18 protein-coding genes are annotated in these 26,473 nt (G+C 67.7%); 13 read left to right on the forward strand and 5 right to left on the reverse strand.

The features are described 5' to 3' along the window. The first annotated feature begins 2 nt into the window (after positions 1–2). The 9 genes from ACLJOO_RS38320 to ACLJOO_RS38360 all read left to right on the forward strand — a co-directional run bounded on the left by ACLJOO_RS38320 (position 3) and on the right by ACLJOO_RS38360 (position 11,763). A complete protein-coding gene (locus ACLJOO_RS38320; protein ID WP_410792701.1) occupies positions 3–1,127 on the forward strand; it encodes an ABC transporter permease in 1,125 nt (374 codons plus the stop codon). Positions 1,128–1,137: 10 nt separating this feature from the next. Next, on the forward strand, positions 1,138–2,136 hold the full coding sequence (locus tag ACLJOO_RS38325; protein ID WP_410792702.1) for an ABC transporter ATP-binding protein: 999 nt from the start codon (positions 1,138–1,140) through the stop codon (positions 2,134–2,136). Further along, positions 2,133–3,140: an ABC transporter ATP-binding protein gene (locus tag ACLJOO_RS38330; RefSeq protein ID WP_410792704.1), complete on the forward strand. Its 1,008-nt coding sequence runs from the start codon at positions 2,133–2,135 to the stop codon at positions 3,138–3,140. Before ACLJOO_RS38325 ends, ACLJOO_RS38330 begins: the two co-directional genes overlap by 4 nt. A gap of 169 nt (positions 3,141–3,309) precedes the next feature. Beyond that, positions 3,310–4,656 carry an ABC transporter substrate-binding protein gene (locus ACLJOO_RS38335; protein ID WP_410792705.1) on the forward strand — a complete coding sequence of 449 codons (1,347 nt, stop codon included), beginning with the start codon at positions 3,310–3,312 and terminating at the stop codon, positions 4,654–4,656. Then, the gene (locus ACLJOO_RS38340) at positions 4,650–5,717 is read left to right on the forward strand and encodes a sialidase family protein (protein WP_410792706.1); all 1,068 of its coding nucleotides are present in this window, start codon (positions 4,650–4,652) and stop codon (positions 5,715–5,717) included. The genes ACLJOO_RS38335 and ACLJOO_RS38340 overlap by 7 nt, the downstream gene beginning before the upstream one ends. Beyond that, positions 5,714–7,144 (forward strand): DUF5060 domain-containing protein, encoded by a 1,431-nt coding sequence (locus tag ACLJOO_RS38345; RefSeq protein WP_410792707.1) that lies wholly within the window; start codon positions 5,714–5,716, stop codon positions 7,142–7,144. Before ACLJOO_RS38340 ends, ACLJOO_RS38345 begins: the two co-directional genes overlap by 4 nt. Further along, the gene (locus ACLJOO_RS38350) at positions 7,141–8,424 is read left to right on the forward strand and encodes a DUF5605 domain-containing protein (protein WP_410792709.1); all 1,284 of its coding nucleotides are present in this window, start codon (positions 7,141–7,143) and stop codon (positions 8,422–8,424) included. The genes ACLJOO_RS38345 and ACLJOO_RS38350 overlap by 4 nt, the downstream gene beginning before the upstream one ends. Beyond that, complete coding sequence (locus ACLJOO_RS38355) at positions 8,424–10,595, forward strand: hypothetical protein (protein ID WP_410792711.1); 2,172 nt, start codon at positions 8,424–8,426, stop codon at positions 10,593–10,595. Before ACLJOO_RS38350 ends, ACLJOO_RS38355 begins: the two co-directional genes overlap by 1 nt. Continuing rightward, a complete protein-coding gene (locus ACLJOO_RS38360; protein ID WP_410792713.1) occupies positions 10,588–11,763 on the forward strand; it encodes a glycoside hydrolase family 28 protein in 1,176 nt (391 codons plus the stop codon). The genes ACLJOO_RS38355 and ACLJOO_RS38360 overlap by 8 nt, the downstream gene beginning before the upstream one ends. On the opposite strand, the gene ACLJOO_RS38365 is transcribed toward ACLJOO_RS38360, so the two are convergent. Beyond that, positions 11,735–12,994, reverse strand: coding sequence for a four-carbon acid sugar kinase family protein (locus ACLJOO_RS38365; protein WP_410792714.1), 1,260 nt, complete (start codon positions 12,992–12,994; stop codon positions 11,735–11,737). The two genes, ACLJOO_RS38360 and ACLJOO_RS38365, sit on opposite strands and share 29 nt — an antisense overlap. Continuing rightward, positions 12,978–14,255 carry a RuBisCO large subunit C-terminal-like domain-containing protein gene (locus ACLJOO_RS38370; RefSeq protein ID WP_410792716.1) on the reverse strand — a complete coding sequence of 426 codons (1,278 nt, stop codon included), beginning with the start codon at positions 14,253–14,255 and terminating at the stop codon, positions 12,978–12,980. The genes ACLJOO_RS38365 and ACLJOO_RS38370 overlap by 17 nt, the downstream gene beginning before the upstream one ends. A gap of 124 nt (positions 14,256–14,379) precedes the next feature. On the opposite strand from ACLJOO_RS38370, the gene ACLJOO_RS38375 reads away from it, so the two are divergent. Together ACLJOO_RS38375 and ACLJOO_RS38380 are read left to right on the forward strand one after the other, a co-directional pair. Next, entirely contained in the window at positions 14,380–16,092 is a 1,713-nt protein-coding gene (locus ACLJOO_RS38375; protein WP_410792717.1) for a hypothetical protein, read from the forward strand. Then, positions 16,089–18,803, forward strand: a complete 2,715-nt coding sequence (locus tag ACLJOO_RS38380) for a family 78 glycoside hydrolase catalytic domain (RefSeq protein WP_410792719.1) — start codon at positions 16,089–16,091, stop codon at positions 18,801–18,803. The genes ACLJOO_RS38375 and ACLJOO_RS38380 overlap by 4 nt, the downstream gene beginning before the upstream one ends. Before the next feature lie 136 nt (positions 18,804–18,939). On the opposite strand, the gene ACLJOO_RS38385 is transcribed toward ACLJOO_RS38380, so the two are convergent. Next, positions 18,940–19,962: a LacI family DNA-binding transcriptional regulator gene (locus ACLJOO_RS38385; RefSeq protein ID WP_410792721.1), complete on the reverse strand. Its 1,023-nt coding sequence runs from the start codon at positions 19,960–19,962 to the stop codon at positions 18,940–18,942. A 180-nt stretch (positions 19,963–20,142) separates the two neighbouring features. On the opposite strand from ACLJOO_RS38385, the gene ACLJOO_RS38390 reads away from it, so the two are divergent. Beyond that, positions 20,143–22,575 carry a pectinesterase family protein gene (locus ACLJOO_RS38390; protein ID WP_410792723.1) on the forward strand — a complete coding sequence of 811 codons (2,433 nt, stop codon included), beginning with the start codon at positions 20,143–20,145 and terminating at the stop codon, positions 22,573–22,575. Positions 22,576–22,581: 6 nt separating this feature from the next. Continuing rightward, positions 22,582–23,805: a hypothetical protein gene (locus ACLJOO_RS38395; RefSeq protein ID WP_410792725.1), complete on the forward strand. Its 1,224-nt coding sequence runs from the start codon at positions 22,582–22,584 to the stop codon at positions 23,803–23,805. Positions 23,806–23,808: 3 nt separating this feature from the next. On the opposite strand, the gene ACLJOO_RS38400 is transcribed toward ACLJOO_RS38395, so the two are convergent. Further along, the gene (locus ACLJOO_RS38400; protein WP_410792727.1) at positions 23,809–25,083 is read right to left on the reverse strand and encodes a glycoside hydrolase family 28 protein; all 1,275 of its coding nucleotides are present in this window, start codon (positions 25,081–25,083) and stop codon (positions 23,809–23,811) included. Continuing rightward, positions 25,080–26,471: a glycoside hydrolase family 28 protein gene (locus tag ACLJOO_RS38405; RefSeq protein ID WP_410792729.1), complete on the reverse strand. Its 1,392-nt coding sequence runs from the start codon at positions 26,469–26,471 to the stop codon at positions 25,080–25,082. The genes ACLJOO_RS38400 and ACLJOO_RS38405 overlap by 4 nt, the downstream gene beginning before the upstream one ends. Positions 26,472–26,473 lie beyond the last annotated feature (2 nt).

A 26,473-nucleotide genomic window follows, 5' to 3' on the forward strand; every position in this document is an offset into this window, starting at 1 on the left:
GCATGGTCCAGCAGACCGAGGCTCTCGCCGCGCCACAAGAAGTCGTCAAGAGCCTTCGCGACCACGGCGCGCTGCCGCAGTGGCGGCTGATGTGGCGGCAGTTCCGCCGGCACCGGCTGGCGCTGATCGGGTTGATCGTGCTGATCCCGATCTACTTCATCGCGATCTTCGCCGGCTTCTTCGCGCCGTCGAGCGCCGACACCGCGCACACCGCGCTGCCGTACGCCCCGCCGCAGCGGGTGCACATCTCGGCCGAGCACGGGATGTTCGTGTACGGGTACTCGTCGACGCGGAACCAGGAGACGTTCGAGCAGACCTTCACCGTCGACACGTCGAAGATCGTCGACGTCGGGTGGTTCGTGCGCGGCGACCAGTACTCGATCCTGGGTCCGATCAAGTCGAACATCCACCTGATCGGCCCGACGAAGGCCGGCGAGGCGTTCTTCCTGGTCGGCGCCGACCAGTCCGGCCGGGACCTGCTGTCCCGGCTGATCCACGGCGCCCGGGTGTCGCTGTCGATCGGACTCGTCGGCGTGTTCGCGAGCTTCCTGCTCGGCATGCTGATCGGCGGCATCTCCGGCTACATGGGCGGCACGGTCGACAACATCATCCAGCGGATCATCGAGTTCATCATGTCGGTCCCGACGCTGCCGCTGTGGATGGCGCTGTCGGCGGCGCTGCCCGGCAGTTGGGGTCCGTTGACGAGGTACTTCGCGATCACGGTGATCCTGTCGCTGATCGGCTGGACCGGACTGGCACGGGACGTCCGCGGCCGGTTCCTCAGCCTCCGCGAGGAGGATTTCGTGATGGCGGCCCGGCTTGATGGAGTGAGTCGGACCGGAATCATCTTCGGCCACATGGTGCCGTCGTTCGCCAGCCACATCATCGCGTCGATCTCGATGGCGGTACCGCGGATGATCCTGGCCGAGACGAGCCTGTCGTTCCTCGGCCTCGGTCTGCAGCCGCCCGCGGTCAGTTGGGGTGTGCTGCTCGAGGGCGCGCAGAACATCCGCGCGGTCGCCACCGCCCCGTGGCTGCTGACCCCGGGCCTCGCGGTCGTGGTCGTCGTACTCGCCATGAACTTCGTCGGCGACGGCTTGCGCGATGCCGCCGATCCCTACAAGTAGGAGGCCCCTCGTGCAGCCCTTGTTGGAAGTCCGGGACCTTCGGACGCACTTCGAGCTCGGTGACGGCGTGGTCAAGGCGGTCGACGGCGTCAGCCTGTCCGTACCGCGTGGCCACACGCTGGCCGTGGTCGGTGAGTCCGGCTGCGGCAAGAGCGTCACCGCGCGATCGATCCTGCGGCTGGTCGAGCGGCCGGCCCGGATCGTCGGCGGCCAGGTGCTGCTGTACGACGACGCGCCGGGCATGGAACCGCTCGACCTGCTGGCCGCGAAGGACAAGCGGCTGCGGCAGGTCCGGTGGGCCGATATCGCGATGGTGTTCCAGGAGCCGATGGCGTCGCTGAGCCTGGTGCACACGATCGGCGACCAGATCGTCGAGGCGGTCCGCCTGCACGAGAACGTCGGCAAGCAGGCGGCTCGCGAACGCGCGATCGAGATGCTCGGCCGGGTCGGCATCCCGGACCCGAAGCGCCGCGTCGACTCGTACCCGTTCCAGCTCAGCGGCGGCATGCGGCAACGCGCCATGATCGCGATGGCGCTGTCCTGCCGCCCGCGGCTGTTGATCGCGGACGAGCCGACGACCGCGCTCGACGTCACCACGCAGGCGCAGATCCTCGACCTGCTGCAGGATCTCCAGCAGGAGTTCGGGATGGCGATCATGCTGATCACGCACGACCTCGGGGTCGCGGCGCAGGTCGCCGACGAGGTCGCGGTGATGTACCTCGGCGAAGTGGTCGAGCAGGGGCCCGCGTCCGCTGTACTGAGTCATCCCAAGCATCCGTACACGCGGGCGTTGGTGCGCTCGGTGCCCCGGCTGGGTCAGCGCGGTCAGGACCGGCTGGTCGCCGTACGGGGAACGGTGCCGCCGCCGTACGAGCGTCCGACCGGATGCCGCTTTCATCCGCGGTGCGACGCGTTCATGGCCGGGAAGTGCGACGTGACTGTGCCTGTCCGCGTGCGCAGCGACGAGATCGACGTCGCCTGCCTGCTGTACGGCGAGGAGGAACGATGAACCTGCTGGAAACCAAGCGCCTGACCATGCACTTTCCGTTGCATGGCGGGTTCCTCGGGCGGAACCGCGGCTTCGTGAAGGCGGTCGACGGTGTCGACCTGTCGATCAAGGCCGGCCGGACACTCGGACTGGTGGGGGAGTCGGGCTGCGGCAAGACGACGCTCGGCCGGTGCATCGTCCGAGCGTATGAGCCGACGTCGGGCAGCATCATGTTCGACGGCGTCGACCTGGCGACGTTGAGCGAGAAGCAGTTGAAGCCGTACCGCGCGCAGGTCCGGCTGATCTTCCAGGATCCGCACTCGTCGCTCGACCCGCGCAAGACGCTGCGCGACATCATCGCCGAGCCGCTGCGCGTCCAGGAGTCGGGTTCGCGCGACGAGATCGACGACAAGGTCGCCGCGCTACTGCGTCGCGTCGGACTGCGAGCGGAGTACGCGCGCCGCTACCCGCACGCGTTCAGCGGCGGCGAGCGGCAGCGCGTGGTGATCGCACGAGCGCTCGCCACCGAGCCGCGGCTGGTGGTCGCGGACGAGGCGGTCAGCGCGCTCGACGTCTCAGTCCGGGCCCAGATCCTCAACCTGCTGCGCGATCTGCAGGAGGAGTCCGGTCTCACGTACCTGTTCGTGTCCCACGACCTCGGCATCGTCGAGCACGTCGCCGACGACGTCGCGGTCATGTACGTCGGCAAGCTCGTCGAGAGTGCGTTGACCGAAGAGCTCTACTCCAAGCCCCTGCACCCGTACACCGAGGCGCTGCTCAGCGCCGTACCGGATCCCGACCCCGCCTCCCGCGGGCAACGCGAGCGGATCAAGCTGCTCGGCGAGATCGCGGACCCGTCCAAGGTGCCGGCCGGCTGCCCGTTCCATCCCCGGTGCGGATACGCCGAAGCCCGGTGTGCGACCGAAGTCCCGCAGCTGCGCGAGATCGGTGGCCGCAAGGTCGCGTGCCACCTCGCCGAGCAGCTGGATCTGAAGGGTGTCCTCACGGCCACCACCGCCCCGTAAGAGAGGTCTTCTCATGTCCGAAGGAAACATGTCCCGTCGTGGACTGTTACGCAATGGCGCTCTGATCGGTGGACTCGCCGCATTCGGCGGTGCTCTGCAAACGTCCCCCGCGGCCGCCAGTTCGACCAGTGCGATCCCTCGCGCAGCTGCACAGTCCACGGCCGGTGTCGTGGACATTCCGAACAAGTACAACGTGCCGTTCTCGGTCGCCGACGACGAGTTGTTCGTGTTCGCCGCCAACTTCAAGCCGTTCGAGCTCGGCGGCAACGACGACGGGCGGGAGGCGCACCGGTACTTCGACGCCGTGTTCGGTGACGCCATCCGGGCCAAGTTCCCGAACATCAAGCTGAAGTACGCGACCTGGGACTACCCGATCCGCTACGAGGACATCGCCAAGGCCGGCCGGGTACCGGACCTGATCCTGGAGGACCCGCGGCTGCGGATCGACCGGGACCTCGAGCCGCTCGGCTGGACCCAGGACATCACGTCGCTGGTGCAGGGCGCCGGCATCGACCTGACCACGCTGAACGTCGGCTCGGTCGAGCAGGTCAAGTCCCGCTCCGACGGCGGCCTGTACGGCGTCCCGCTGTGGATCGACGAAAGCCTGCTGTTCTACAACAAGCTCGTCTTCGACAAGTTCGGCGTGCGGTACCCGACCGCCGGCTCGACGTACGACGACGTCTACAAGCTGGCCCAGAAGCTCACGCGGCAGGTCGGGATCGACCACTACAAGGGCTACATGCAGCACCCGGACAACTACCTCGCGATGAACCAGCTCGGGCTCTACCCGTTCGTGCCCGGTTCGAGCGAGCAGCCGGCGCCCGAGGACGTCCAGGTCAACCTGACGACCTCCGAGTGGAAGTCGATCGCGAACAACCTCTACCGGTTCCTGATGATCCCGCGGAACAACTTCACCACGGTGGACGACTTCTTCAAGGGCGACATGAGCTTCCCCGGCCACCTCGCGATGGCCGTGAACAACCTGTCGAAACTGAACGCGTACGCGCTCAGCTCCTACTACGTCGAGGAGGACGACGCCGAGCAGTTCGCCGAGTGGGCGAAGAGCGTGAAGATCGGCGTCACCTCGATGCCGGTGCTGTCCCGCGGCTCGAAGACGATCTACCAGCCGGACACCCGCGCGGCGTTCGTCCCGCCGCAGTCGCAGCACAAGGACCAGGCGCTCGACGTGATCAAGTACCTGGTATCGGAGGAGATGCAGACCCGCATCTCGTCGTACGGCATGAAGGCGGTGCTGAAGACCGACGCTGTCGTGAACGCGTTCGGTACGGCGATCCCGGAGCTCGCGGCCATCGACACATCGGCCGTGTACTGGGGCGAGAACGCGGTGATCAAGAACTACCAGAACACCGAGTACTGGGACATCCCGCTGTACAAGGTGTTCCGGCAGCACGTGCTCAAGGACGGCATGGACGTCGACTCGTCGCTGCTGGTCACCGAGACGCAGGACATCCCGGACTACATCAAGGCGCAGGTTGCGCGCGGACTCACATGGTGAACGACCCCAGGTTCGACGGCCGCATCCGCGAGGGTGCGGCCCTCCTGCCCACCATCCATCCGGGCGACAGCCACGCCGCAACGCTGGTCGAGACGGCGAACGGCGACCTGCTGTGCGCCTGGTTCAACGGCCCGGGCGAAGGCGAGCCGGACACCAACATCCTCCTGTCCCGCCTCCCCATCGGCACCGACAGTTGGCTTGAGCCGGTGCAGCTCTCCTCGGACCCACGTCGCTCCGAACAGAACCCTCTGTTGTTTGTCACTCCGGAGGACGATGTCTGGTTGCTGCATACGTCCAACGAGCCGCACGACCAGTCCACCTCGCGGGTGATCCGGCGGGTCTCGTCCGACGGCGGGCTCACCTGGGAGCGGAGCGAGGTGCTGTTCGACCACCTCGGTTCGTTCATCCGCAACCCGGTTGTGGTGTTGAGCAACGGTGACTGGTTGCTGCCGGCGTACGACTGCGACAAGACCGCCGAGCGCACCGTGATTCGGTTGAGCACCGACCGGGGCGAATCCTGGTCGGTGATCGAGCTGCCGGACGCGGTCGGGCAGGTGCAGATGAGCGTCGTCGAGTTGGCGCCCGGCGAGCTCGTCGGGTACTTCCGCAGCCGCGCCGCCGACCGCATCCACCGATCGGTCTCGAAGGACAACGGCCGCACCTGGACCTCCCCGGAGCGCACCGCGCTGCCGAACAACAACTCGGCAATCCAGGTGCTCCGACTGGCCGACGGCCGGCTCGTCATGGTGTTCAACGACTCGTCCGCGGAGCGCGACCAGTTCCGCTGGGTCGACGACGGCAAGGGCGGCGTACGCCGGAAGACCCTGCGGACCCCGCTCACGCTGGCGTTGTCCGAGGACGACGGCGCGACCTGGCCGTACTGGCGGAATCTGCAGGTGCAGGACGAGGAGTACCGCGAGAACGAGTTCGGCTACTCGTACCCGACGTTGCTGCAGACCCGCGACGGGCAGTTGCACGTCGCGTACTCGTACCTGCGCAAGACCATCAAGCACGTGATCCTGGCGCCCGAGTGGATCCAGGCAGGAGACCGATTGCCATGAGTATCGAGAAGTGGGGCCTGCACGAGCTCACGCTGTCCGGGCCTTCTGAGGGAAACCCGTTCGCCGTGGAGTTCCAGGTCACGTACCAGTTCCGCAACCGGATGGTGACCGTCGACGGCTTCTACGACGGCGACGGCACGTACCGGGCGCGGTTCTCGCCGGACCGGGAGGGGGAGTGGTCGTACATCACGTCGAGTTCCGCACCCGAGCTCGACGGGCACCGCGGGACCTTCGTGTGCACCCCGCCGGGACCGGGGAACCACGGGCCGGTCGACGTACTCGGCAGGCACCACTTCTCGTACGCCGACGGCACACGGTACGACTGCATCGGTACGACGTGTTACCACTGGACGTACGAGTCGAAAGAGCTCCAGGAATTGACGCTGGAGTCGTTGCGCTCGGCACCTTTCGACAAGGTGCGGATGTGCCTGCTCCCCACGGACGGGATGCGCCCCGAGCGCACGCCGTTTGCCGGCACGACACCTGGTTCGGTCGACGTGGATCGGTACGACCCCGTGTTCTTCCAGGAGTTCGAGGCTCGGGTGGCGGACCTGCTGGCCCTGGGCATCCAGGCGGACCTGATCCTGTTCCACCCGTACGACCGCGGCGTATGGGGTTTCGACCGGATGACCCCGGCGCAGGACGCGGCCTATCTGCGGTACGTCGTCGCGCGGCTGGCGGCGTACCGGAACGTCTGGTGGTCGCTGTCGAACGAGTACGACTTCAACCACGAGAAGACGATCGCGGACTGGGACCGGCTGCTGCAGCTCGTGCAGCGGTACGACCCGTACCAGCGGCTGCGGTCGATCCACAACGGCACCAAGATGTACGAGGTCTTCACGCCGTACGACTTCGGCAAGCCGTGGATCACCCACCAGAGCGTGCAGCACTGGGACGGCGCAGAGGTCGCCGCCTGGCGCGACGGTCCTATTCGCAAACCCGCCCCACCAGCCCAATATAGGCCGAAGCCGGTCGTGATCGACGAGATCGGCTACGAGGGCAACGCCGGCCGCCGCTGGGGGAACCTGACCGCTGACGAGATGGTGCACCGGTTCTGGCAGGGCATGGCGCTCGGCGGGTACGTCGGGCACGGCGAGTCGTTCGTCGACCGCGAGACCCGCGCGTGGATCTCGATCGGCGGCCGGCTGTACGGCGACAGTCCGGAGCGGATCGACTTCCTCCGGGCCGTGTTCGCCGGGCTGCCGCGGCAGTCGGACGGTGAGGTCGACGCGGACCGCTGCGTCCTGCACTACCTCGGCGACCGCCAGCCGTCCGCTGTCGAGCTGGACCTGCCGGACGGTTCGCCTTTCCACTTCGACCTGATCGACACGCGGGCGATGACCATCACCCCGCTGGCCGAGTACTCCGGCCCGAGCCACATCCCGCTGCCCGCCACCCCGTACCTCGCCCTGAGAGGGACCCGATGACGTCAGTAGCACGCTGGGACGTGCTCGAACTACCTGTGCCCGGCCCGGCCGGCGTGTTGTTCCGCCATACGTCCGGCGCGACGGCGTACGCCGAACCGTTCCGGTCGGGCGACGACTGGCTCGTCCGCTACAGCCCTTCTCTGGAAGGCACTTGGTCGTATGACGGTGGGACTCTGGAGTGCACACCCGCAACCTCACGCGGTCCTGTCCGCCGCTCCGGCACTACACTGCGCTGGGCAGACGGCACGCCGTACCACCCACTCACGACCACCTGGTTCGGCGACCCGCACCAGTGGGCCGCCGCCCGCCCGGCGCTCGCGGCATCACCCTTCAACCGGGTCCGCCTGCGGATGTCGGAGGCTGCCGAGCAACAGGTCCGCGACCTGCTGGCCGCCGACATCGTCGCCGACGTGCTCCTGCCGATGGACGAGGCCGTCGTCCGCGACGCGGTCAACCGCCTGGCCGCCTACCGCAACGTCAACTGGTGCTTGTCGCCGGCAAACACACCGCCAGACACGCCGCCCGGCGCGGCGGCGTCTGATGTGCGGCGGCTCGCCGAGCTGATCGCCGAGCTCGACCCCAGCCACCACCTGATCTCGATGCACGAGGCAACCGATCCCGGACCGCCCTGGCTCACCCATCTCAGCGTCCGCATCGAGAACCTCCGTGGCGTCTCGGCGTTGCGCCTGGCCCACGCCAAGCCCGTCTTCGTCGACGCGTGCGGCCACGAAGGCAACGGCACCACCCCCGACACCAGCCTCCGACCTGAAGAGATGCTGACCCGCATCTGGGAAGGGACGGTGCGCGGGGCGTACGTGACGCACGGCGAGTGGTACGTCGACCCGTCGTCCGCGAGCGCCGGCCCCGAAGCGGCGCACGTACGTCGGCGTACCGGCATGGTGCCGTGGTCAGACGGCGGCAGCCGCCCCACAGGTGTCGTCGCGCAACGCCTACGCCTGCTGCGAGAGGTGCTAGACGACCTACCCGACGGCGTCGAACCAATCGACGACTACCGCGACGCCCCGACGCTAGCGGTCCCCGGCTCCTACTACCTCCAGTACCTCGGCGAACACCAGTTCCCCGACCGCACCTTCTCCCTCCCCGAAGGCGGGTACGACGTCGACGTACTAGACGTCTGGAACCACTCCGTACGCCGAACCCACGAAACCGTCACGGCTACCTCTGGCTCTGGCGGTGCTGGTGGTGGTGGTGCTGGCACGTTGACGGTTCGGCTGCCCGGCACGCAGTACCAGGCCATTCAGATCCGCCGGACCTCCTGATGCCCGCCCTGACATCTGGCCCGCGCCAGGCCGAGCTGCGCCGCACACCAGACGGTGTGGTCCTGCAGTTCGGCCAGGCCGACGGCCCGGTCCACCTGGAACGCCCACTAGGCGACCTCCTCACCTGCTCAGCCGGCCGTCCCTGGCAACCCAGCCCGCTGGCCTCTCCCGACGGCTGGTGGATCTCGCGCCGACCAGGCGAACACCGAGCCGGCTGCCGAACCGGACCGCTCGCGGTAGAAGTGCGTTTGGCATTTAACGACACCAACCATCTGAACCTCGAGCTCCGCTGGCGCAACATCAGCAAACGCCGCGTCGCCGACCTAGCCGTCGGACTACTACTCGACCTCGGCCGGGTCATGGACAGCCAGCTCACCATCCCCGGCCTGATCTACAACGACAATCCATCCGCGGATCCCGCCCGCGCCGTACCGCGCATCGGCCCAACCCCCGGCGGAGGCTTCGTCACCGAGGAGGACCGTCTCCCGATCCCCGGCATGAACCTCGAATGGCGCGAGGGCCGCGAACGCCGCTGGCTGTCCGTCTTCTCCCGCCCACAAGCCCGCCGCTCGGGCGACGGCCAGGTCCGGTACGGCTCGCTAGGCGCGATCCGCCAAGAGGGCCCAGTGATCGCGGCCCTCAGCGGCGTACTGATGTTCGACGGCAAGCAAGACGTCCGCTACGTCAGCAAGGCAGAAACCGAAGCCACCGATGACGGCTACCTAACGCTGCGCCCCGGCGAGGTCTACACCCAGCGCCTGGTCCTCGACTGGGGACCGCAGAACATCCGCGGTCACGCCTTCCGGCACCTCGTCGAGAGTGCCCGCACGCTCTTCACTGCCGCTGGTGCGCGCGGTCTGCCTCTCGATGAGTTCATCAACCTGAAGGCGGTTGCCCTGGACAACCGGTGGTACCAGTCAGGGACGGTCGCCGGCTACACCAAGTTCAGCGACATCCCCGGTAACGGCCCACGCAAGTCCAGGCACTTCCTGTACGGCTGGACCGGCCAGGCACTGAAGCTCGCCTGGTGCGACGCCCAGATCGGCTTCAACACCCGAGACCGTCTACGCATCGACCGCTGCCGCGCCGCCGTCGAGTTCTACCTGTCCGGCAGCCCGACGCCAACTCCCGGCCTACGCCACAACGCATACCAGGTCAGCACCCGCCGCTGGACCAGCTTCCGCGCCGGCAACCGCCCAATGATCTCCAGCCGAGCATACGGCGAAACAATCAGCGACCTGACCGACATCATCACCCTCTTCCGCGCCCACAACGAACCCGTCCCACCCTCCTGGTTGGACGCACTCGCAGAGATCATGACCTTCCTCCGCACCCCAGCCCCCACCCCACCCGGCACCTCCTCCCGCACCCCAGCGCCCGCTTCGTCCGGCGCGTCCTCCCGCCCAGCGACGACCCCGGCCGCTCAGTTGGCTGATGGGACCTTTCCGGTGGGATGGCGACTCGACGGCACACCGGCCGCGACGACGGTCTCTGCGGCGGGCATCCCGTGCGTACTGGCTGCTCTCAAAGCCTCCTCGGTCCTCGACTCCGCCGAGCTGTTGTCGGAAGCAACCATCTGGCTGTCCCGGTACCACGACCAGCACGCCCGAACCTTCGACCGCCCCTTCTCCCGCTCCACCCTGGACGCAGCCTGCGAGGACAAAGAAGCCGGCATGTACTACTTCATGGCCGCCTACGAACTCTTCCGCCGCACCGGCGACCCGCTCTACGCCACCTGGTGCGAAGTCGCCGCCGACTGGCTCCTCACCTGGGTCTACGTCTGGTCCCCGGAACAAGACGACGACTCACCCCTCCACACCGCAGGTTTCAACGCAATCGGCTGGCCGACCGTCAGCGTCCAGAACCACCACCTGGACACCTTCTTCCCGACGTACGAACTCCTCTCCTTCGGCCTGACCACCAACAACCCTTCGTACGTCGCCGCCGCCCGAACCACCCTCCAAGCCCTCACCCAAACCGTCGCCACCGCCCCGAACGCCTGGAACTTCCCCCTCCCCGGCGAGCAAGGCGAAGCCGTCTTCCAAACCCACTGGCAACACCGAGGACACACCAACACCTGGAACCCCAGCTGGGTAATAGCCGTCCCCCTATCCAACGCCCTCCGCACCCAATCCCTCCAACCCCCAACGCCCGACAGCCCCCATGCCTGACCACCTGATCACCACCTACGGCGCCCGCCCCACCGCCGAGTGCACTATGGCGATTGCGGAGGCGGTTGATGCGTGTGCGCTCACCGGCGGGCGTGTCGTCGTACCCGACGGTGTGTTCGTCACCGGGCCGGTCCGGCTTCGCAGCAACGTCGAGCTGCATCTGTCCGCCGGTGCGACGCTCCGGTTCCGCACCGACCCGACGGCGTACCCGATCGTCCGTACCCGCTGGCAAGGAATCGAGTGCTTCAGCCACTCACCTCTCATCTACGCGTACGACGAAGCAGACATCGCGATCACCGGCACCGGCACCCTCGACGGCGGTGCGAGCACAGACAACTGGTGGAGCAACACCCGCCCGCGCACCGACTGGGAGCGCCTACTCCGCATGGTCGAAGCCGACGTACCCGTCGAGGACCGCATCTTCGACCCCGGTCACGGTTTCCGCCCGAGCTTCATCCAGCCGCACACCTCCCGTCGCGTGCGCATCGAAGACGTACGCATCGTGAACGCCCCGATGTGGGTAGTACACCCGGTCTTCTGCACCGACGTACTCATCCGCGGAATCACCGTCGACTCCCTCGGCCCGAACAACGACGGCTGCAACCCGGACTCCTGCGAGAACGTCGTCATCACCGGCTGCTCGTTCACCACCGGCGACGACTGCATCGCCATCAAGTCCGGCCGAGACGCCGACGGCCGCCGCGTAGGCCGCCCGTCCCGCAACATCCTGATCGAGTCCTGTCGCTTCACCACCGGCCACGGAGCCCTGACCATCGGCAGCGAAGCCTCCGCCGGAGCATCCAACATCCAAGCCCGAGACCTCCACATCACCACCCCCGCGACCTGCTCGGCGGGTGGGTCGGGTAGTAGTGGGGTTGTGGGTGCTGGGGTTGACCATGCGTTGCGGATCAAGACGAACTCTTTGCGTGGGGGCGTGATCGAGCACGTCACCGTCGAGAACGTCGTCGTCGACGCGGTCACCACCTCCGCGATCCTGATCACCACCCGGCACGCGGAACCGGAACAGTTCGGCGGCCACGCTCCCGTCGTACGCGACATCACCGTCACCAACCTCGCCGTACGCTCAGCGCCCCGAACCGTCGAGATCCACGACTCTCCCCAGGCACCGGTCGAATCCTTCACCCTGACCACCTCTGAAACTCCGTGAACAGGTCGACCTCGCCTAGCTGCCCCGGCTTCAACAACACCTCGAGACCATCAAGCGCCGGCACCGCAGAAGCCGCCCGACACAGATGCACCCCCGGCGAGATTGGCCGCGCAGACCCAGCGAGCTCGAGCGACGTGACCTCAAGCTGCCGCAACACCTGACCAGACGTGTCTCCACCAGCCACAACAACTCGCCGTACGCCGGCGGCCGCAGTCACCCTCCGAACGACGTCAGCCAGCGCACCCGGCACCCGCCCGAGTTCGTCGACTCCTAGCCCATTCGTGTGTACGACGACACCCTCAGCACCCGCCGAAAATGCAGCCATCGCCCGCGCCGAAGCCTCGTCGACGAGTGGCAGAACCGTCCAGCCGGCTGCCCGCACATTTGCGATCTGCTCGGCAGTACGCCGTGACTGACTACCCGACACCACCAACACCGGACCACCGACGGCAGACGTACCCGAGCCAGCAACCCCACCACCAGGCCGAAGCGCCAGTCCCAACGCCCGAGACATCCCACCCGAACCAATCACAAATCTGACCTCGTCCGCGGACCGATCCCGCAGAATCACAGGCCCAAGCATTCGCAGGTCCTCATCCGTCAACGCATCCAGCACCACCGCACCAACCCCACCGGACGTATCAGGAAGGTGGCTGGTGGGGAGGTTGGGGTAGGTGGTCAGGTGGAGGGCGGTTAGGGGGAGGGTGGTTTGGTGGGAGAGGTGGTGGCGGAGGTCGGATTCGTGCATGGGGGTGGAGGGGTGGGTGGACATGGTGGGCTGGCGGTCGAGGCGGTAGATGGTGCCGGCTTCGGCGGCGAAGTGGTGGCTGAAGATGGTGTAGCGGCCTAGTTCGGGTTGTGCGATGAGGATGGGGACGACAGCAGGACCGCAGACGTCGCGCCCGATTTCCAGTGCGCGTCCGATGCTGCCGCGGGTGGGGGAGGAGTCCGCGGTTGAGCAGACCTTGTACTGCAGTACGAGCGGCCCGAGATTCCGTAGCGCTTCCAGCACTGGACGGAGCTCGGCCTCCTGTTCGTCCGGTGGCAGTGATCGTGCGATCCCGGCGACGCCGATCACGTCGTACCGCGCGGCCAGCTCCCGCAACTCAGGTGCCGACGGCAACGTCACGAGCAGCACCGCCCGCAACCCGACCCGAGCGAACTGCACCATCGCATCCGTCGACCCGGTGAAGTCGTCCCCATAGAACGCCGCCTCAACCACGACTACCACCGGCGTACGGGGAGCCGAACTTGTTCAGGGCTTCTTGTAGTGCGGGGACTCGTGAGGCGGCTGCTTCCAGGGCGGTGCCTGAGGTTGCTGCGGACCAGGCGGCTCGCATGGCGGTGACGCCTGCGGTTGGGCCGCTTGGGTGGCCGTGGATGCCGCCGCCGGCGAGTACTAGGAGATCTGTTGTGTTGGTGCGGCGGTAGGTCTCCCCGGCCAGACCAGGTGTCTGGCCGGAGGAGAGGACGGGCAGGGTTTCGTAGCCTCCCAGCAGTGGCGTACGTACGGCGGTGATGGAGCAGAGGACCTCCTCGTCGGTTTCGTAGAACTTGTTGGACAGGCCGTTGGTGTGCAGGTGATCCGCCCCGGCCAGCCGGGCGAGTTTCGACCAGGCGACGTAGTCGATGCCGAGCTGCGGCGCTCGGGTGTAGACACCGGTCATCGCGCGATGGCCGTGGATGGGCAGGGCGCAGCGTTCCCGCAGCCAGGCAAGGGCGCTGAAGCCGACAAGGTTCACGCACACCATCACGCAGGTGCCGCCGGCCGCGTTGACCAGGTCGTGGTTGGCGGCCATGCGGTCGAGGTCGTCGGTGATGTTGAACGCGTACATGGGACGCCGGCCGGTGCGGGCCGCGGCCTTGTCGAGTTCCTCGGTGACGACCGCCACGCGGTCGGCGAGTGGTGAGTGCGGCGGGTTGCCCATCAGTTCGTCGTCCTTGATGAAGTCGATACCTGCCTCGGCGAGCTCGCGGACGACGAGCCGAAGTTCTTCGGGTGGCAGCCCGATGCTCGGTTTCACGATCGTGCCGAGCAGGACGCCGTCCGGCCGGTCGAGCAGTTCGCGAGTACCGCGGACGCCGTACTGCGGGCCGGGGTAGCGCTGGGCAAACGGCGCCGGGAGGTCGAGGTCGAGGAGCCGGATGCCGGCGAGTTGCCGGAGCTCGAACAGATTGCCGGCCACCGCCGCGAGCAGGTTGGGTAACGACGGCCCGAAGTTGCCCAGCCCGAACGCGATCCGCACCTGAGCGCTCCGTTTCATGGCATCCCGCGGGCGGGTTGTGCCAGGCAGGTCCGGGTTGCCGGTGGGCGGGAGTTCGTCGACGGAGAGGACGCGAGCGGCGAAACGTTCGCGGAGCTCGGGAGTTTCTCGAGCGACGGCCGTGAACGTGCCCGTCGACTGTTCGCCGGCGATCGCTTCGGCGGCCTGCTCGAGCGGGAGGTACGTCTCAACCAGGTACGTCGCGACGACCTCGGAGGCTGCTGGCATCGGACCTCTCCTTTGCTCGGGGTTCGACCAGTCTCCGCCAGTAAACCTCAAGAAAACAAGGCCGATCCGCCAGCCTGTGGATAGCCGGTTGACTTCGCGGGCGCAGGAGGCAAAGGTTTACCTCATGGCGACGATCCCTGCGACTCTGCTGCTCGAGGACCGGGCCGCGCTGGCGATGAACGCGGTGACCGGCCTGGCCGACGACGACCTGGACGGCATCCCGTTCTTCAGTGCGAACCTGCTGGCCCGTCCTGCCCGCATGGACCACGGCGACTGGGACTACGGCTCCAGTCACGGACGGCTCACCGACGCGATCCTGCTGGCCCGCCAGATGACCGGCGGCAAGGATTGGGACCCGCGCTGGGACACGATCGCCGACCGCTATCGGCAGCGGCTGTTCGCACTGCTCGCCGACGACGGTCTCACCTACCGTCAGGCGCACCCCAAGGGCCACTGGCTGCCGAACGCCAACCTGATCGACCAGCGCGCCACTCTGCTCGCCATGACGACCGCCGTGGTCGCCGCCGACGATCCACAGGCCCAGCAGGCCGCGGACCGCCAGGTGGCTGCGCTGAAACGGATTGCCGTCAAGGAGCGCGACGTCTGGTTCTACCCGGCGTCGGAGTACACGAAGGACGGCTGGCCGTCGTCGAACGCGATCGACCTGCATCTCGCACCCGACCCCGCCTCGTTCTCGGGCCGCCTGATCATGCCGCTACTGCGCTACCACCAGGCGACCGGCAACACCGACGCACTGGAGCTGTGCGAGTGGTTCGCCCGGCTGATCGTCGAGAAGAGCGGTGTCTTCAACGCCGATGGGAGCTTCAACCCGGCCCGTGCGTACCGCAGCGGCCACTTCCACACGCGGGTCGGCACGCTGGAAGGACTGGCCCGGCTGGCCAGGCACACCGGTGACCACGGGCTGACCGAGTTCGTGCGCCGCAGCTACGACTGGGTGCTCGGCGAAGCAACCCGGTTCGGCTGGACACCAGGTGACCTTGCCGACCAGCAGTACGAGCACGAGACCTGTTCACTCGTCGACCTCATCGGCCTGGGTACGACGCTGGCCGGCAGCGGGCTCACTGAGTACTGGGCGGTCGTGGAGCGCTTCGTCCGCAACCACTTGGCCGCGTCGCAACTGCAGGACGTCAGCTGGGTGGAGTCCGCGCCGGACCGCTCACAGGACGAGCCCGGTTGGCGGACGTACGTCGACGTGGGCGAGCGCGTCCTCGGTGCCTTCTGCGGGTACGGCGCTCCGAACGACTACGTGTCCGACGTACCATTGGGCCGCGGCCACACCAACGACGTACAGGCGTGCTGTGTCGGTTCTGGCGTCCGCGGACTGTTCTGGGCGTGGAACAGCATCGTCACCGGTGACCATCGGGTGACGCGAGTCAACCTGCTGCTCACGCGCGGTCATCACGCGGTCGACGTCATCAGCCACCTGCCGGTCGAGGGCAAGGTCGAGCTGCACGTCAACGAGCCGATGGACGAGCTCCGCGTGCGTATCCCCGACTGGGCCGGGTACGCGCGGCTGAGGCTGCAGCGCGGGGCCAACGAGTGGACCGGCGCCGAGCGGATCTGGGCGCCCGACGGTTACCTGTCGATTCCGAAGCCGCAGCCGGGGGAGCGCATCACGGTGACGTTCCCGATGGTCGAGCAGACCACCACGGAGCTTGCGGCCGGCAACGAGTTCCGGACCACTTGGCGCGGCGACGATGTGACCGCGATCGACCCGCCCGGCAGGTCCCGCCCGATGTACGGCGACCGCCCGGAACACGCCGGCGGCCTCCGCAAGTACGAGCTCCACCGACCCGAGACGGAGTGGTCCTGGTGACAAGTGACTGGGTGCTGTCCGAGCTGCCGAGTGCGACGGCGCTGACGGCGTACGACCTGCGCTGTGAGCACCGTGTCGATCCGCTCGGGATCGGTACGGTGCGACCGCGGCTGAGCTGGCGGTTGGCGTCGCCGACCCGTGGCGACCGGCAGGAGGCGTTCCGCGTGCAGGTGGTGCGCGACGGCGTACAGGTGTGGGACAGCGGGTGGCGGAGCGAGCGGGACACGTACGTCGACCACGGTGGTGCTCCGTTGACGTCGCAGACCGACTACATGTGGCAGCTCTCGGTGCGGGACGCGGCCGGCGAGGTCTCGTGTGCGGAGGCGACCTTCGCGACCGGTCTGTTCCACGAGGACGAGTGGGAGGCGCACTGGATCGAGCACGACTACGAGACCGATCCGTACTTCGAGCCGCCGGTGGACCGCGTCGAGCCGCGGACCGTGCGGCAGGCAACCATCGCGCCGCCGCGCTACTACCGGCGCTCGTTCGAGCTGACCCAACCGGTCACCAGGGCGCGGGTCTATGCGACCGCGCACGGGCTCTACCAGTTCAGCGCCAACGGTCAGCGGGTCGGTAACGACGAGCTGACGCCGGGCTGGACTGACTACCGCGAGCGCGTCGCCTACCAGACGTACGACGTGACCGCGCTGTTGCACGAGGGTGAGAACGTGATCGGCGCCGTCCTCGGTGAGGGCTGGTGGTCCGGGTACGTCGGCTGGGACACGCGCAGCCACGCGCACCACTACGGCAAGAAGCCGCAACTGCTCGCGCAACTCGTCGTCGATCATCCAGACGGTTCGCGGACCGTGGTCGCGACCGACGGCCGCTGGGGCGAACGCGTCGGGCCGATCAGGTTCGCCGACCTGCTGATGGGCGAGTCGTACGACGCCAGGCACGAGCTCGGCGCGTGGTCCAGCCCGGGGTACGACGCCGGCGACTGGGCGCCTGCCGGTGATCTCGGCGGTGACGTGTCGACGCTCATCGCCGCGACGACCGACCCGGTGCGGGTGACCGAGGACATCGCGGCGACTGCGGTGACCGCGCTCGAACCAGGACGTTTCATCGTCGACCTCGGGCAGAACGTCGCCGGTCGCGTGCGGTTGCGGGTCCGTGGCGCCCAAGCCGGTGACCGGATTCGGCTGCGGCACGGTGAGATGCTGCAGGCGGACGGCGAGTTGTACACGGCCAACCTCCGGACGGCTGATGCCACGGACTACTTCGTCAGCGCCGGCGCGGGCGAGGAGTTCTTCGAGCCGATCTTCACCGTGCACGGCTTCCGGTACGTCGAGGTCGACGGCTATCCGGGTGAGCTGACCGCGGAGGACGTGACCGGGCGGGTGTTGCACTCGGACACGCCGGTCGCCGGGCGGTTCGAGTGTTCGGACCCGGGCGTCAATCAACTGCTCAGCAACATCCGGTGGGGGCAGCGGGGCAACTTCGTGAGCGTTCCGACGGACTGTCCGCAGCGCGACGAACGGCTCGGGTGGACGGCGGACGCGCAGATCTTCCTGCCCACGGCGGCGTACCAGGCCGACGTACTGACGTTCTTCGAGAACTGGTTCGCGGATCTCGCGGTGGCGCAGACCGACGAGGGCGCGATCCCGGATGTGATTCCGCACGTCATCACCGGCCGGCACGGTACGCCGGCGTGGGCCGACGCGGCGGCGATCGTGCCGTGGACGCTGTACCGGATCTACGGCGACGAGCGCGTACTGCGGACCGCGTGGCCGGTGATGCGGCGCTGGGTGGATTACGTGCGCCGCGCCAACCCCGACCTGATCTGGCGGCACCGGACGAGCGGTCACTACGGCGACTGGCTGCAGGTCGGCGTACGGACCGATCGGGATGTGCTCGCGACCTCCTACTTCGCGCGGAGCGTGGAGTTCACGGCGGCGGCCGCTCGGGTGCTCGGGCTGGCAGACGAGGCAGCGGCGTACGGCGAATTGCGGGAGAAGATCGCGGCGGCGTTCGTGGCGGAGTTCGTCGATGCCGAGGGCAAGGTTCGCGGGGAGACTCAGACCGGGTACCTGTTGCCGTTGGCGTTCGGGTTGCTGCCGGAGCAGGCCGAGCAGACCGCCGTGAAGCATCTGGTTGCGGATCTCGAGCTGCGCGGGCGATCGCTGACGACCGGGTTCGCCGGGGTGGCGTTGCTGTGCCCGATCCTGACCAGGTACGGGTACGCCGAGTTGGCGTACGACCTGCTGCACGACGACCGGTACCCGTCCTGGGGGTACTCGATCAAGCACGGCGCGACGACCATCTGGGAGCGCTGGGACGGGTGGACGGAGGAGAACGGGTTCGGGCCGGTCGCCATGAACTCGTTCAACCACTACTCGCTCGGCTCGGTCGGCGAGTGGCTGTACGGCGACGTCGCCGGCATCAGCCAGTCGCCCGAGTCCATCGGCTTCCGCGACCTCGTCATCAAACCCCGCCCCGGCGGCCGCCTGAACTGGGCCGAAGCGTCGTACGACACCCCCACCGGCCGAGTCAGCACCCGCTGGCACCTGTCCGACGGCACCCTCACCCTCGACGTCACCATCCCACCCGGCGCCAACGCCACCATCCACATCCCCACCACAAACCCCAACGCCACCAAGGAATCCGGCCACCCCCTGACCCAGTCGAAGGACCTGACCCTCCTCGCCCCCCACCCCAACACCACGATCTGCCGCACCGGATCCGGCACCTACCACTTCAAAACCCCCGCCTAACCCGCACCCGCACCCCGCGTCCCGGCTGAGGTAGCAACTCCCGAGGGGATATCCCCTGGTGTTGTGGGTTCTCCCCTCGCACACCAACGGAGAAGGCACCACGCCGACGGATATCCCCTCGTATCCGGGGAGGAGGTCAGCGGCGGGGTTTGGGTGGGCGGGCGGTGGAGGCGCGGATGACCAGGTCGCCTTGGACGTGCGTGGTGGCGGTGGTTACTCGGGGGGTGAAGCGTTCCCAGGCTTGGCGGCCCAGTTCGACGGTGGAGACGGCGTACGTTGTGAGGCCGGGGTCGGTGTGGGCGCTCATGGGGGCGTTGTCGATGCCGGCGACGGAGATGGCGCCGGGGACGGAGAGGCCGAGTTCGCGCAGGCGGCTGAGGACGCCGACGGCGACGTGGTCGTTGAAGCAGATCATCGCGGTCGGCTTGTAGGTCAGCGCCTCGTCCACCGCGTCCCGTCCGTCGACGAGCGTCGAGCCGCACGGCACCCGGAAGATCGTGAGACCGGACGCCTCCGGGGAGCGGAAGCCGCGTTGGCGTTGCTGATCGGACCACGCGGCGGTCGGGCCCTGCAGGTAGGCGATCCGCTTGTGGCCGAGTGACGCGAGGTGTTCGCACAGCGCGCGGACGCCGAGGTGGTAGTCGACCACGACCGAGCCGACCGCGGAATGCCGCAGTACCCGGTTGATCAGGACGAGCCGGCGCGCGGCTTCGGCAACCTCGCGCAGGCGGGGCGTACTCATCCGTGGAGCGCACAGCAGCAGCCCGTCGACCCAGCGAGCGAGCTCGATCGCGGACCGGTACTCCTGCTCCGGGTCCTCGTCGGTGCCGGCCACCAGCGTGTGATGCTCGGTGGCGGCGGCTTCGGCGGCGACACCTTTGAGGATCTCTGCGAAGTACGGGTTTCCGAGGTCCGGTACGACGACGCCGACGGTCCGGCTGCTACCGCGCAGCAGTGTCTGGGCCGCTGGGTTCGGCCGGTAGCCGACGTCTTGGGCGGCGACGCGGACTCGGTCGGCGACCTCCGCCGACACCGGTTTGCCGCCGCTCAGCACCCGCGACACGGTCGCCGTCGACACCTCGGCCAGCCGCGCCACGTCATGGATCGTGGCACGGGCAGCCCGCTCACTCGTCGCCTCCGAAGATCGATACCGTCTCACCGGCCCATTGGACCATGATCCCAGCGCAGATCGCTGCCGGCAGACCGATGTAAACCTTTTCCCGATTTGCCCCACCGAACTCTTGACGCCGTCTCGCCGGGCTGCAACGGTAACCAGGAAAAGGATTACCCGCCCACCGCCCCGGGCTTCTGTTGCGGCGGTCCGCGCGAGGAGACCACCGTGCGAAATCGCCTGTTGAGTCTGTGCCTGGTCCTGCTCGCCGGAGCCGGCCTCTTAACGATGTCGGCAACCACAGCAACAGCGGCGAACCCGGCGACGTACGGACCGTTCGACCCGCGGATCGAGCTCGACGGCCACTGGGGCCGTGACGACGACGTCGCGATCACGGTGAACTCCGGCTCCTCGGTCCGGCTGAGGTTCACCGGCTCGCACCTCGGCGCGCTGCTCGACACCGCGTCGATCACGGTCCCGGGCCAGTTGTACGTCGCGATCGACGGCGAGGCGCCCGTACTGCACAAGGCCGACGCGGACCACAAGGTGTTCGCCGACGATCTCGACCCGACGGTCGCGCACACCGCGGAGATCGTGGTCAAGGACGTCGACGAGTACGAGAACCGCTGGAACGTCCCGCTGCAGACCGGTGTCGTCCTGGAGAAGATCGAACTCGCCCCGGACGCCAAGCTGATCCCGCTGCCGACGACCGCCGAACACCGCATCGAGTTCTACGGCGACTCGATCACGCAGGGCGTGATGGCGCTCTGCGCCGAGCTCGGGACCGACTGCGCGGACGGCACCAAGGCGTACCCGCACCTGGTCGGGGAGGCGTTCGGCGCGGACACCAACCAGGTCGGCTTCGGCAAGCAGGGCATCATCCAGCCAGGTCACGGCAACGTCGGTACGGCGTCCGAGTCGTTCGGCTGGAACCTCGCCGGCTTCCCGGCCGCACCCTTCGACCCCGGCGCGGTCGTCGTCAACTTCGGGACGAACGACGCGGCGTCGGCGAGCGCCGAGTTCACCCCGGCGTACCTGGCCTACCTGCGGCAGATCCGCGCGGCCGACCCGCGGGCGCTGATCGTTGCCCTGCGCCCCTTCAACGGCACGCACGCCGACGATATCAAGGCTGCGGTTGCGGCGACGAAGGACCGCCGCATCGTGTACGTCGACACGACGGGCTGGCTCGGGCCGGCCGATTTCAACGGCAGCACGCACCCGAACGTCCAAGGTCACCAGGTGGCAGCGACCAAACTCACCGCGGTGCTCAAACATCTGACCGGCTGGTCCACCGGCCCCAGCGGTACGCCGAAACTCGCCCCGAAGGAGGACGCGACCTGCTCGGACACTCCGCTCAGCCTCACCTACCAGGGACCGGTCCGCCTCGGTGTTACCGGCAAACTCACCATCCACGCGGCGAACGGTGACGTCGTCGACACGATCAGCCTGGCGGACCTCACGTCGTACCAGCGGACTGTCGGAGACGCCCGCACGGACTACGGCCAGCTGCACACGTGGACGTACCAGGCGATCGTGGTCGACAAAAAGACCGTGACGATCTACCCGCACCAGCGGCTGAAAGCTGGCCAGGTGTACTACGTGACTGTCGATCCCGGGTTCGTGCAAGGCGACCCGGGGATCACGAAGGCCGACGGCTGGCGGATCCGCACCCGACAGGATCCTCAGAACGATGGCCGTCTGACCGTAGGACGTGGCAAGGACTTCTGCACGGTGCAGGCAGCGATCGACTTCGTGGGCGAGGGCCATCAGGCGACGATCGACGTCGCGCCCGGTCTCTACCGTGAGCTCGTCTGGGTGCCGCCGACCAAGCCCGGTCTCACGATCCGCGGTGCGGGTGCCGGCAAGACCGTGATCGGGTACCCGAACAACAACCTGCTCAACGGCGACTCCGCGATGGGGAACGTCCCGGTCGAGCAGTCGTACTGTCAGCGCCGCGTCATCCCGCAGTCGGATCGCTTCAACTGCTGGCGGTCCGCGATGGGCGTCTTCGCCGACGACTTCACGATGACGGACGTGACCGTGCAGAACCTCACGCCGTACCGCGGGTCGCAGGCCGAGGCGTTCTTCGGGAACGGAAACCGGATCGTGCTGGCGCGGGTCCGCATCCTCGGGTACCAGGACAGCCTCCGCCTGCAAGGACAGGCCTTCGTGACGAACAGCTACGTCGAGGGCGACGTGGACTTCGTCTGGGGGACCGGCGGCGTGTTCATGCAGGACTCGGAGCTGAAGGCCCTGCATGAGGGTTACTACAACCAGGTCCGCAACATCGACAACGGGCCCGGCAACATCTTCGTGCGGGTGCGGCTGACCCGCGGGCCGGAGGTGGCCGACGACAGCGTGTTCCTGGCCCGGGCCGAGCTCAGCCGGTTCCCGACCAGCCAGGCCGTCTTCATCGACTCCGCGATGGGCAGCCACGTGAAGAAGACCGGCTGGCAGATCACCAGCCCCAACGACTGCGCAGCCGCCGGCCAGGTCCGGTTCTGGGAGTACCACAGCACCGACCTGGCCGGTCAGCCGCTCGACACCACCGCACGACTGGCGTGCTCCCGGCAGCTCGGCGACGAGGAGGCAGCGCGGCTGCGCGACCCGTCGTTCGTGTTCGGCGGATGGCACCCGGTTGTTCCCCGCCTCGAAAGGTGATCCAAGATGAAGAACGTCAACCGTCGGACCGTGCTCGGAGGTGCTCTCGCAGTGAGCGCGACAGGCTGGCCTCTCAATGCGTCCGCGGCGGAACAGCCGGCGGGCGGTGTGCAGCCGCATCCGGCGCCGCGGCCCGTTGCGCCGGTGAACGCTGAGATCGCGGCTGCCCACGCGGCGACGTACAAGACGCTTCCGCAGGTCGTCGTCGGAGTGGACGTCGAGGAACTGATGAAGATCCACACCGTCGCCGACGCGGACGCACTGCGCCCGCAGTTGGTCGCACAGGTGTGGAAGGACACCGGCGTGCTGCCGAGCGGGTTGCCGACGGTACGGCGGAACGTCGGAGTGCCACCGGAGCTGCCCGAGTTCACCGGCGTACGGCGCTACGACAAGCTCGACGTGGCGATGCCGTTCGGGTACGTCGCCACAGTGTTCGTACTCGAGCCGGCGCAGAGCACGCACCGGCGGGTCGGGTTCTACCACAACGGGCACGGCGAGGGTCTGGACACGATGCAGCGCGTCGCACAGGGCCTACTCGACCACGGGTACACCGTGCTGCTGTTCGCGATGCCGTTCTACCACTGGAACCCGAAGACGCTGCAGGACCCGGCCGACCCCACCAAGCAGCTGCAGCCGTCGCACAACGATCTGCCGCAGTGGGCCTCGGACACGTACTCGCCGCTCGCACTGTTCCTCACACCGTTGGCTGTGGCGATGAACTACGTGCAGGCGACGTACCGTCCGTCGTCGGTGCAGATGATCGGGCTGTCCGGCGGGGGCTGGGCGACGAGTGTGTACCCGGCGCTGGACACGCGGATCACCCGGTCGTACCCGACGGCCGGCTCGCTGCCGTTCTTCGTCCGGCCGGGGTCGCCGAAGCCGAGCCCGACGCGCGGCGACTGGGAGCAGCGGCTGGACGTGCAGCCCGGGTTCTACGGGCTGGCCGACTTCCCGGACTTCTACGCGCTCGCTTCGGTCGGGCGGCACCGGCGACAGATCCAGATCCTCAACCGGTTCGACGAGTGCTGCTTCAACGGTGTCGGGCACCGGTCGTACGAGGCTGCGGTGCGGCAGCGGATCGCGGTGATCGGGACCGATGCGGTGAGCAACGAGTCGAACGGCCACTGGGAGGTGCTGGAGGACGCGACCCACGGCGACCACACGATCAGCCCGTACGCGCTGTCGGTCATCCTGTGGGACCTGGACACCCACTGCGCGCATCTCCCGTAAGGGTCAGCGCACTTGGTGGACATCCTTCACTGACTTCCCGTTGATGGTGACGTTCTCGAAGGACAGAGCCGCGTGGTGGATCGTGCTCGGCTGGTCGACGATGAAGGTGCAGTCGACCAGCCGGAAGTCCTCGATCCGGGAGTTCCGGTAGCCGCGGAGCAGCAGCGCGTTGCGCGCGCGCTCGACCGTCACCCCGCGCAGTTCCACGTTCCGGACGTACGGCGTGAGCGGGCCGGCGTCACCCTCACCGCGGTGGAAGTTGCACTGGACAACTTCCTTCAAGACCTCGGAGACCGTGATGTCGCGCAGGTACACGTTCTCCACGAAGCCGCCGCGGACCGCATTCGTCTTGATGTACAAGGCGAAGTACGGGCCACCGATCCGGCAGTTGCGGACGTACACGTTGCGGATACCGCCGGTGAGGTCCGAGCCGAGCGTGATCGCGCCGTACTTGACCCGCAGCTCGCAGTCCTCGATCAGCACGTCCTCGGTGGGTACGTCGACCCACAGGCCGTCCGCCTCGCGACCGGACTTGAGCGCGATGCAGTCGTCGCCGGCGTCGATGACACAGCCGGAGACGACGACCGAGCGGCACGACTCGAGGTCGATGCCGTCGTTGTTCGGTCCCTGCGAGTCGATGACCAGGTCGCGGATCGTCACGTTGCGGCAGAGCACCGGGTGGATCTGCCAGAACGGTGAACGGACGACGGTCACGCCCTCGATCAGCACGTTGCTGCAGTTGTACGGCTGCACGAACGACGACCGCAGCCGGTCGCCGGCATCACGGTCCGCCAGCGGTACGCCGTACCAGCTCTGCTCGCGGAGTCGTTTGAAGTCCTCGTCGCACTCGTGGAACCACTGCCACCACGTGTCCCACGATCCCTGCCCGTCGAGCGTCCCGGTGCCGGTGATCGCGATGTCGGTGCAGCCGTTCGCGTAGATCATCGGGGAGTGGTTGAGCACTTCGAGACCTTCGTACCGGGTCTCCACGACGGGCAGGTAGTCGGCCGGATCGGTGCTGAAGAGCAGCGTGGCGCCCTCGCTGACGTGCAGTTCGACGTACGACAGCAGGTGGATCTTCTTGGTATGCCATTTGCCTGGCGGTACGACGACGCGCCCGCCACCGGACTCGTGGCAGGCCTGGATGGCGGCCGCGATCCCCGCACCGGCGTCGCATTCCACCGCGCCGTACGAGGTGATCGGGAAATCGACAGCAGGAAAGACAGGCGGTCGGACGTCGGCCAGGATGCGGTCGGCTTCAGCCCAGCCGGCGGTCACGTGAGCTGCGCCGGATCGGTGATGAGCTGACCATTGACGTGGAAGTTCTGGAACGTCAGCTCGGTGTCCTGGATCGAGCTCGCGGCGTCGATGCTGGTGTACGTGCAGTCGATCAGCCGGAAGTCCTGGATCGGCGACCGCGGGTACCCGAAGATCGAGAACGCATTCCGGGCGTGCCCGACGGTGACGTTGCGCAGTTCGACGTTCCGCACCCGCGGCGTGAGCGGGCCGACGTCGCCCTCGCTGCGGTAGAAGTTGCAGGAGACGACTTCCTTGGTCAGGTTCGAGATGTCGAGGTCGCGCAGGTAGATGTTCTCGGCGAAGCCGCCGCGGACCGAGTTCGTCTTGATGTACAGGCCGAAGTACAGGTTCGGGCTGCCGATCGTGCAGTTGCGGACGAACACGTTGCGGACGCCGCCGGTCATCTCGCTGCCGATCGTGATCGCGCCGTACCGGATGTTCAGCGTGCAGTTCTCGATCAGGATGTTCTCCGACGGCACGTTCACCCGCAGACCGTCGGCGCCGCGGCCGGACTTGATCGCGATGCAGTCGTCACCGCAGTCGAGCACGCAGTCCTGGATGTGCACGTACTGCGAGCTCTCCGGGTCGATGCCGTCGTTGTTCGGGCCGCGGCTGTCGATGTGGATGCCGCGCACGGTGATGTTGCGCGACAGCACCGGGTGCACCTCCCAGAACGGCGACCGCAGGATCGTGACGCCCTCGATCAGTACGTTGCGGCAGGATTGGGTCTCGATGAACGCGGCGCGCAGGTGGTGGCCGTCACCGAACACGCGGTCCTCGACCGGTACGCCGTCCGTCGCCATCTGATGTAGCGCCTGGGCGTCCGGCCCGGACGGGGTGACCCAGGACCACCAGTTGTCCCAGGACGCGCCGCCGTCGAGCGTGCCGTTGCCGGTGACGGCGATGTTCTCGCAGTTGCGGGCGTAGATGAGCGGCGAGTAGTTCATGCACTCGGCGCCTTCGAAGCGGGTGAGCACGACCGGGAGGTACTGCGCGGGGTCGGTGCTGAAGAGCAGCGTCGCGCCGTCGGAGACGTGCAGGTTGACGTTGGACTTGAGGTGGATCGCGCCGGTGAGGAAGGTGCCGGCCGGTACGACGACGCGCCCGCCGCCGGAGCGGTGACAGGCGTCGATCGCCTTCGCAATCGCGTCGGTGGCGAGGGTAGTGCCGTCGGCAACCGCCCCGAACGCGGTGATGGAGAAGTCACGAGCCTGAAACCGCGGCGGCTGCGTGTTCCGAAGAATCTCGCCGACGTGACCCCAGCCAGGGCCGGGATCCAATGGACTTGCCTCGGCAACAGATGGCATGAGAGAAGACGCGAGCGTGGTGCCTGCCGTCAGTTTGAGGAAGGTCTTTCGGGTGAGCATCT

The sequence above is a fragment of the Kribbella sp. C-35 genome (assembly GCF_046549195.1).
In the GTDB taxonomy this organism is placed as follows: Bacteria; Actinomycetota; Actinomycetes; order Propionibacteriales; family Kribbellaceae; genus Kribbella.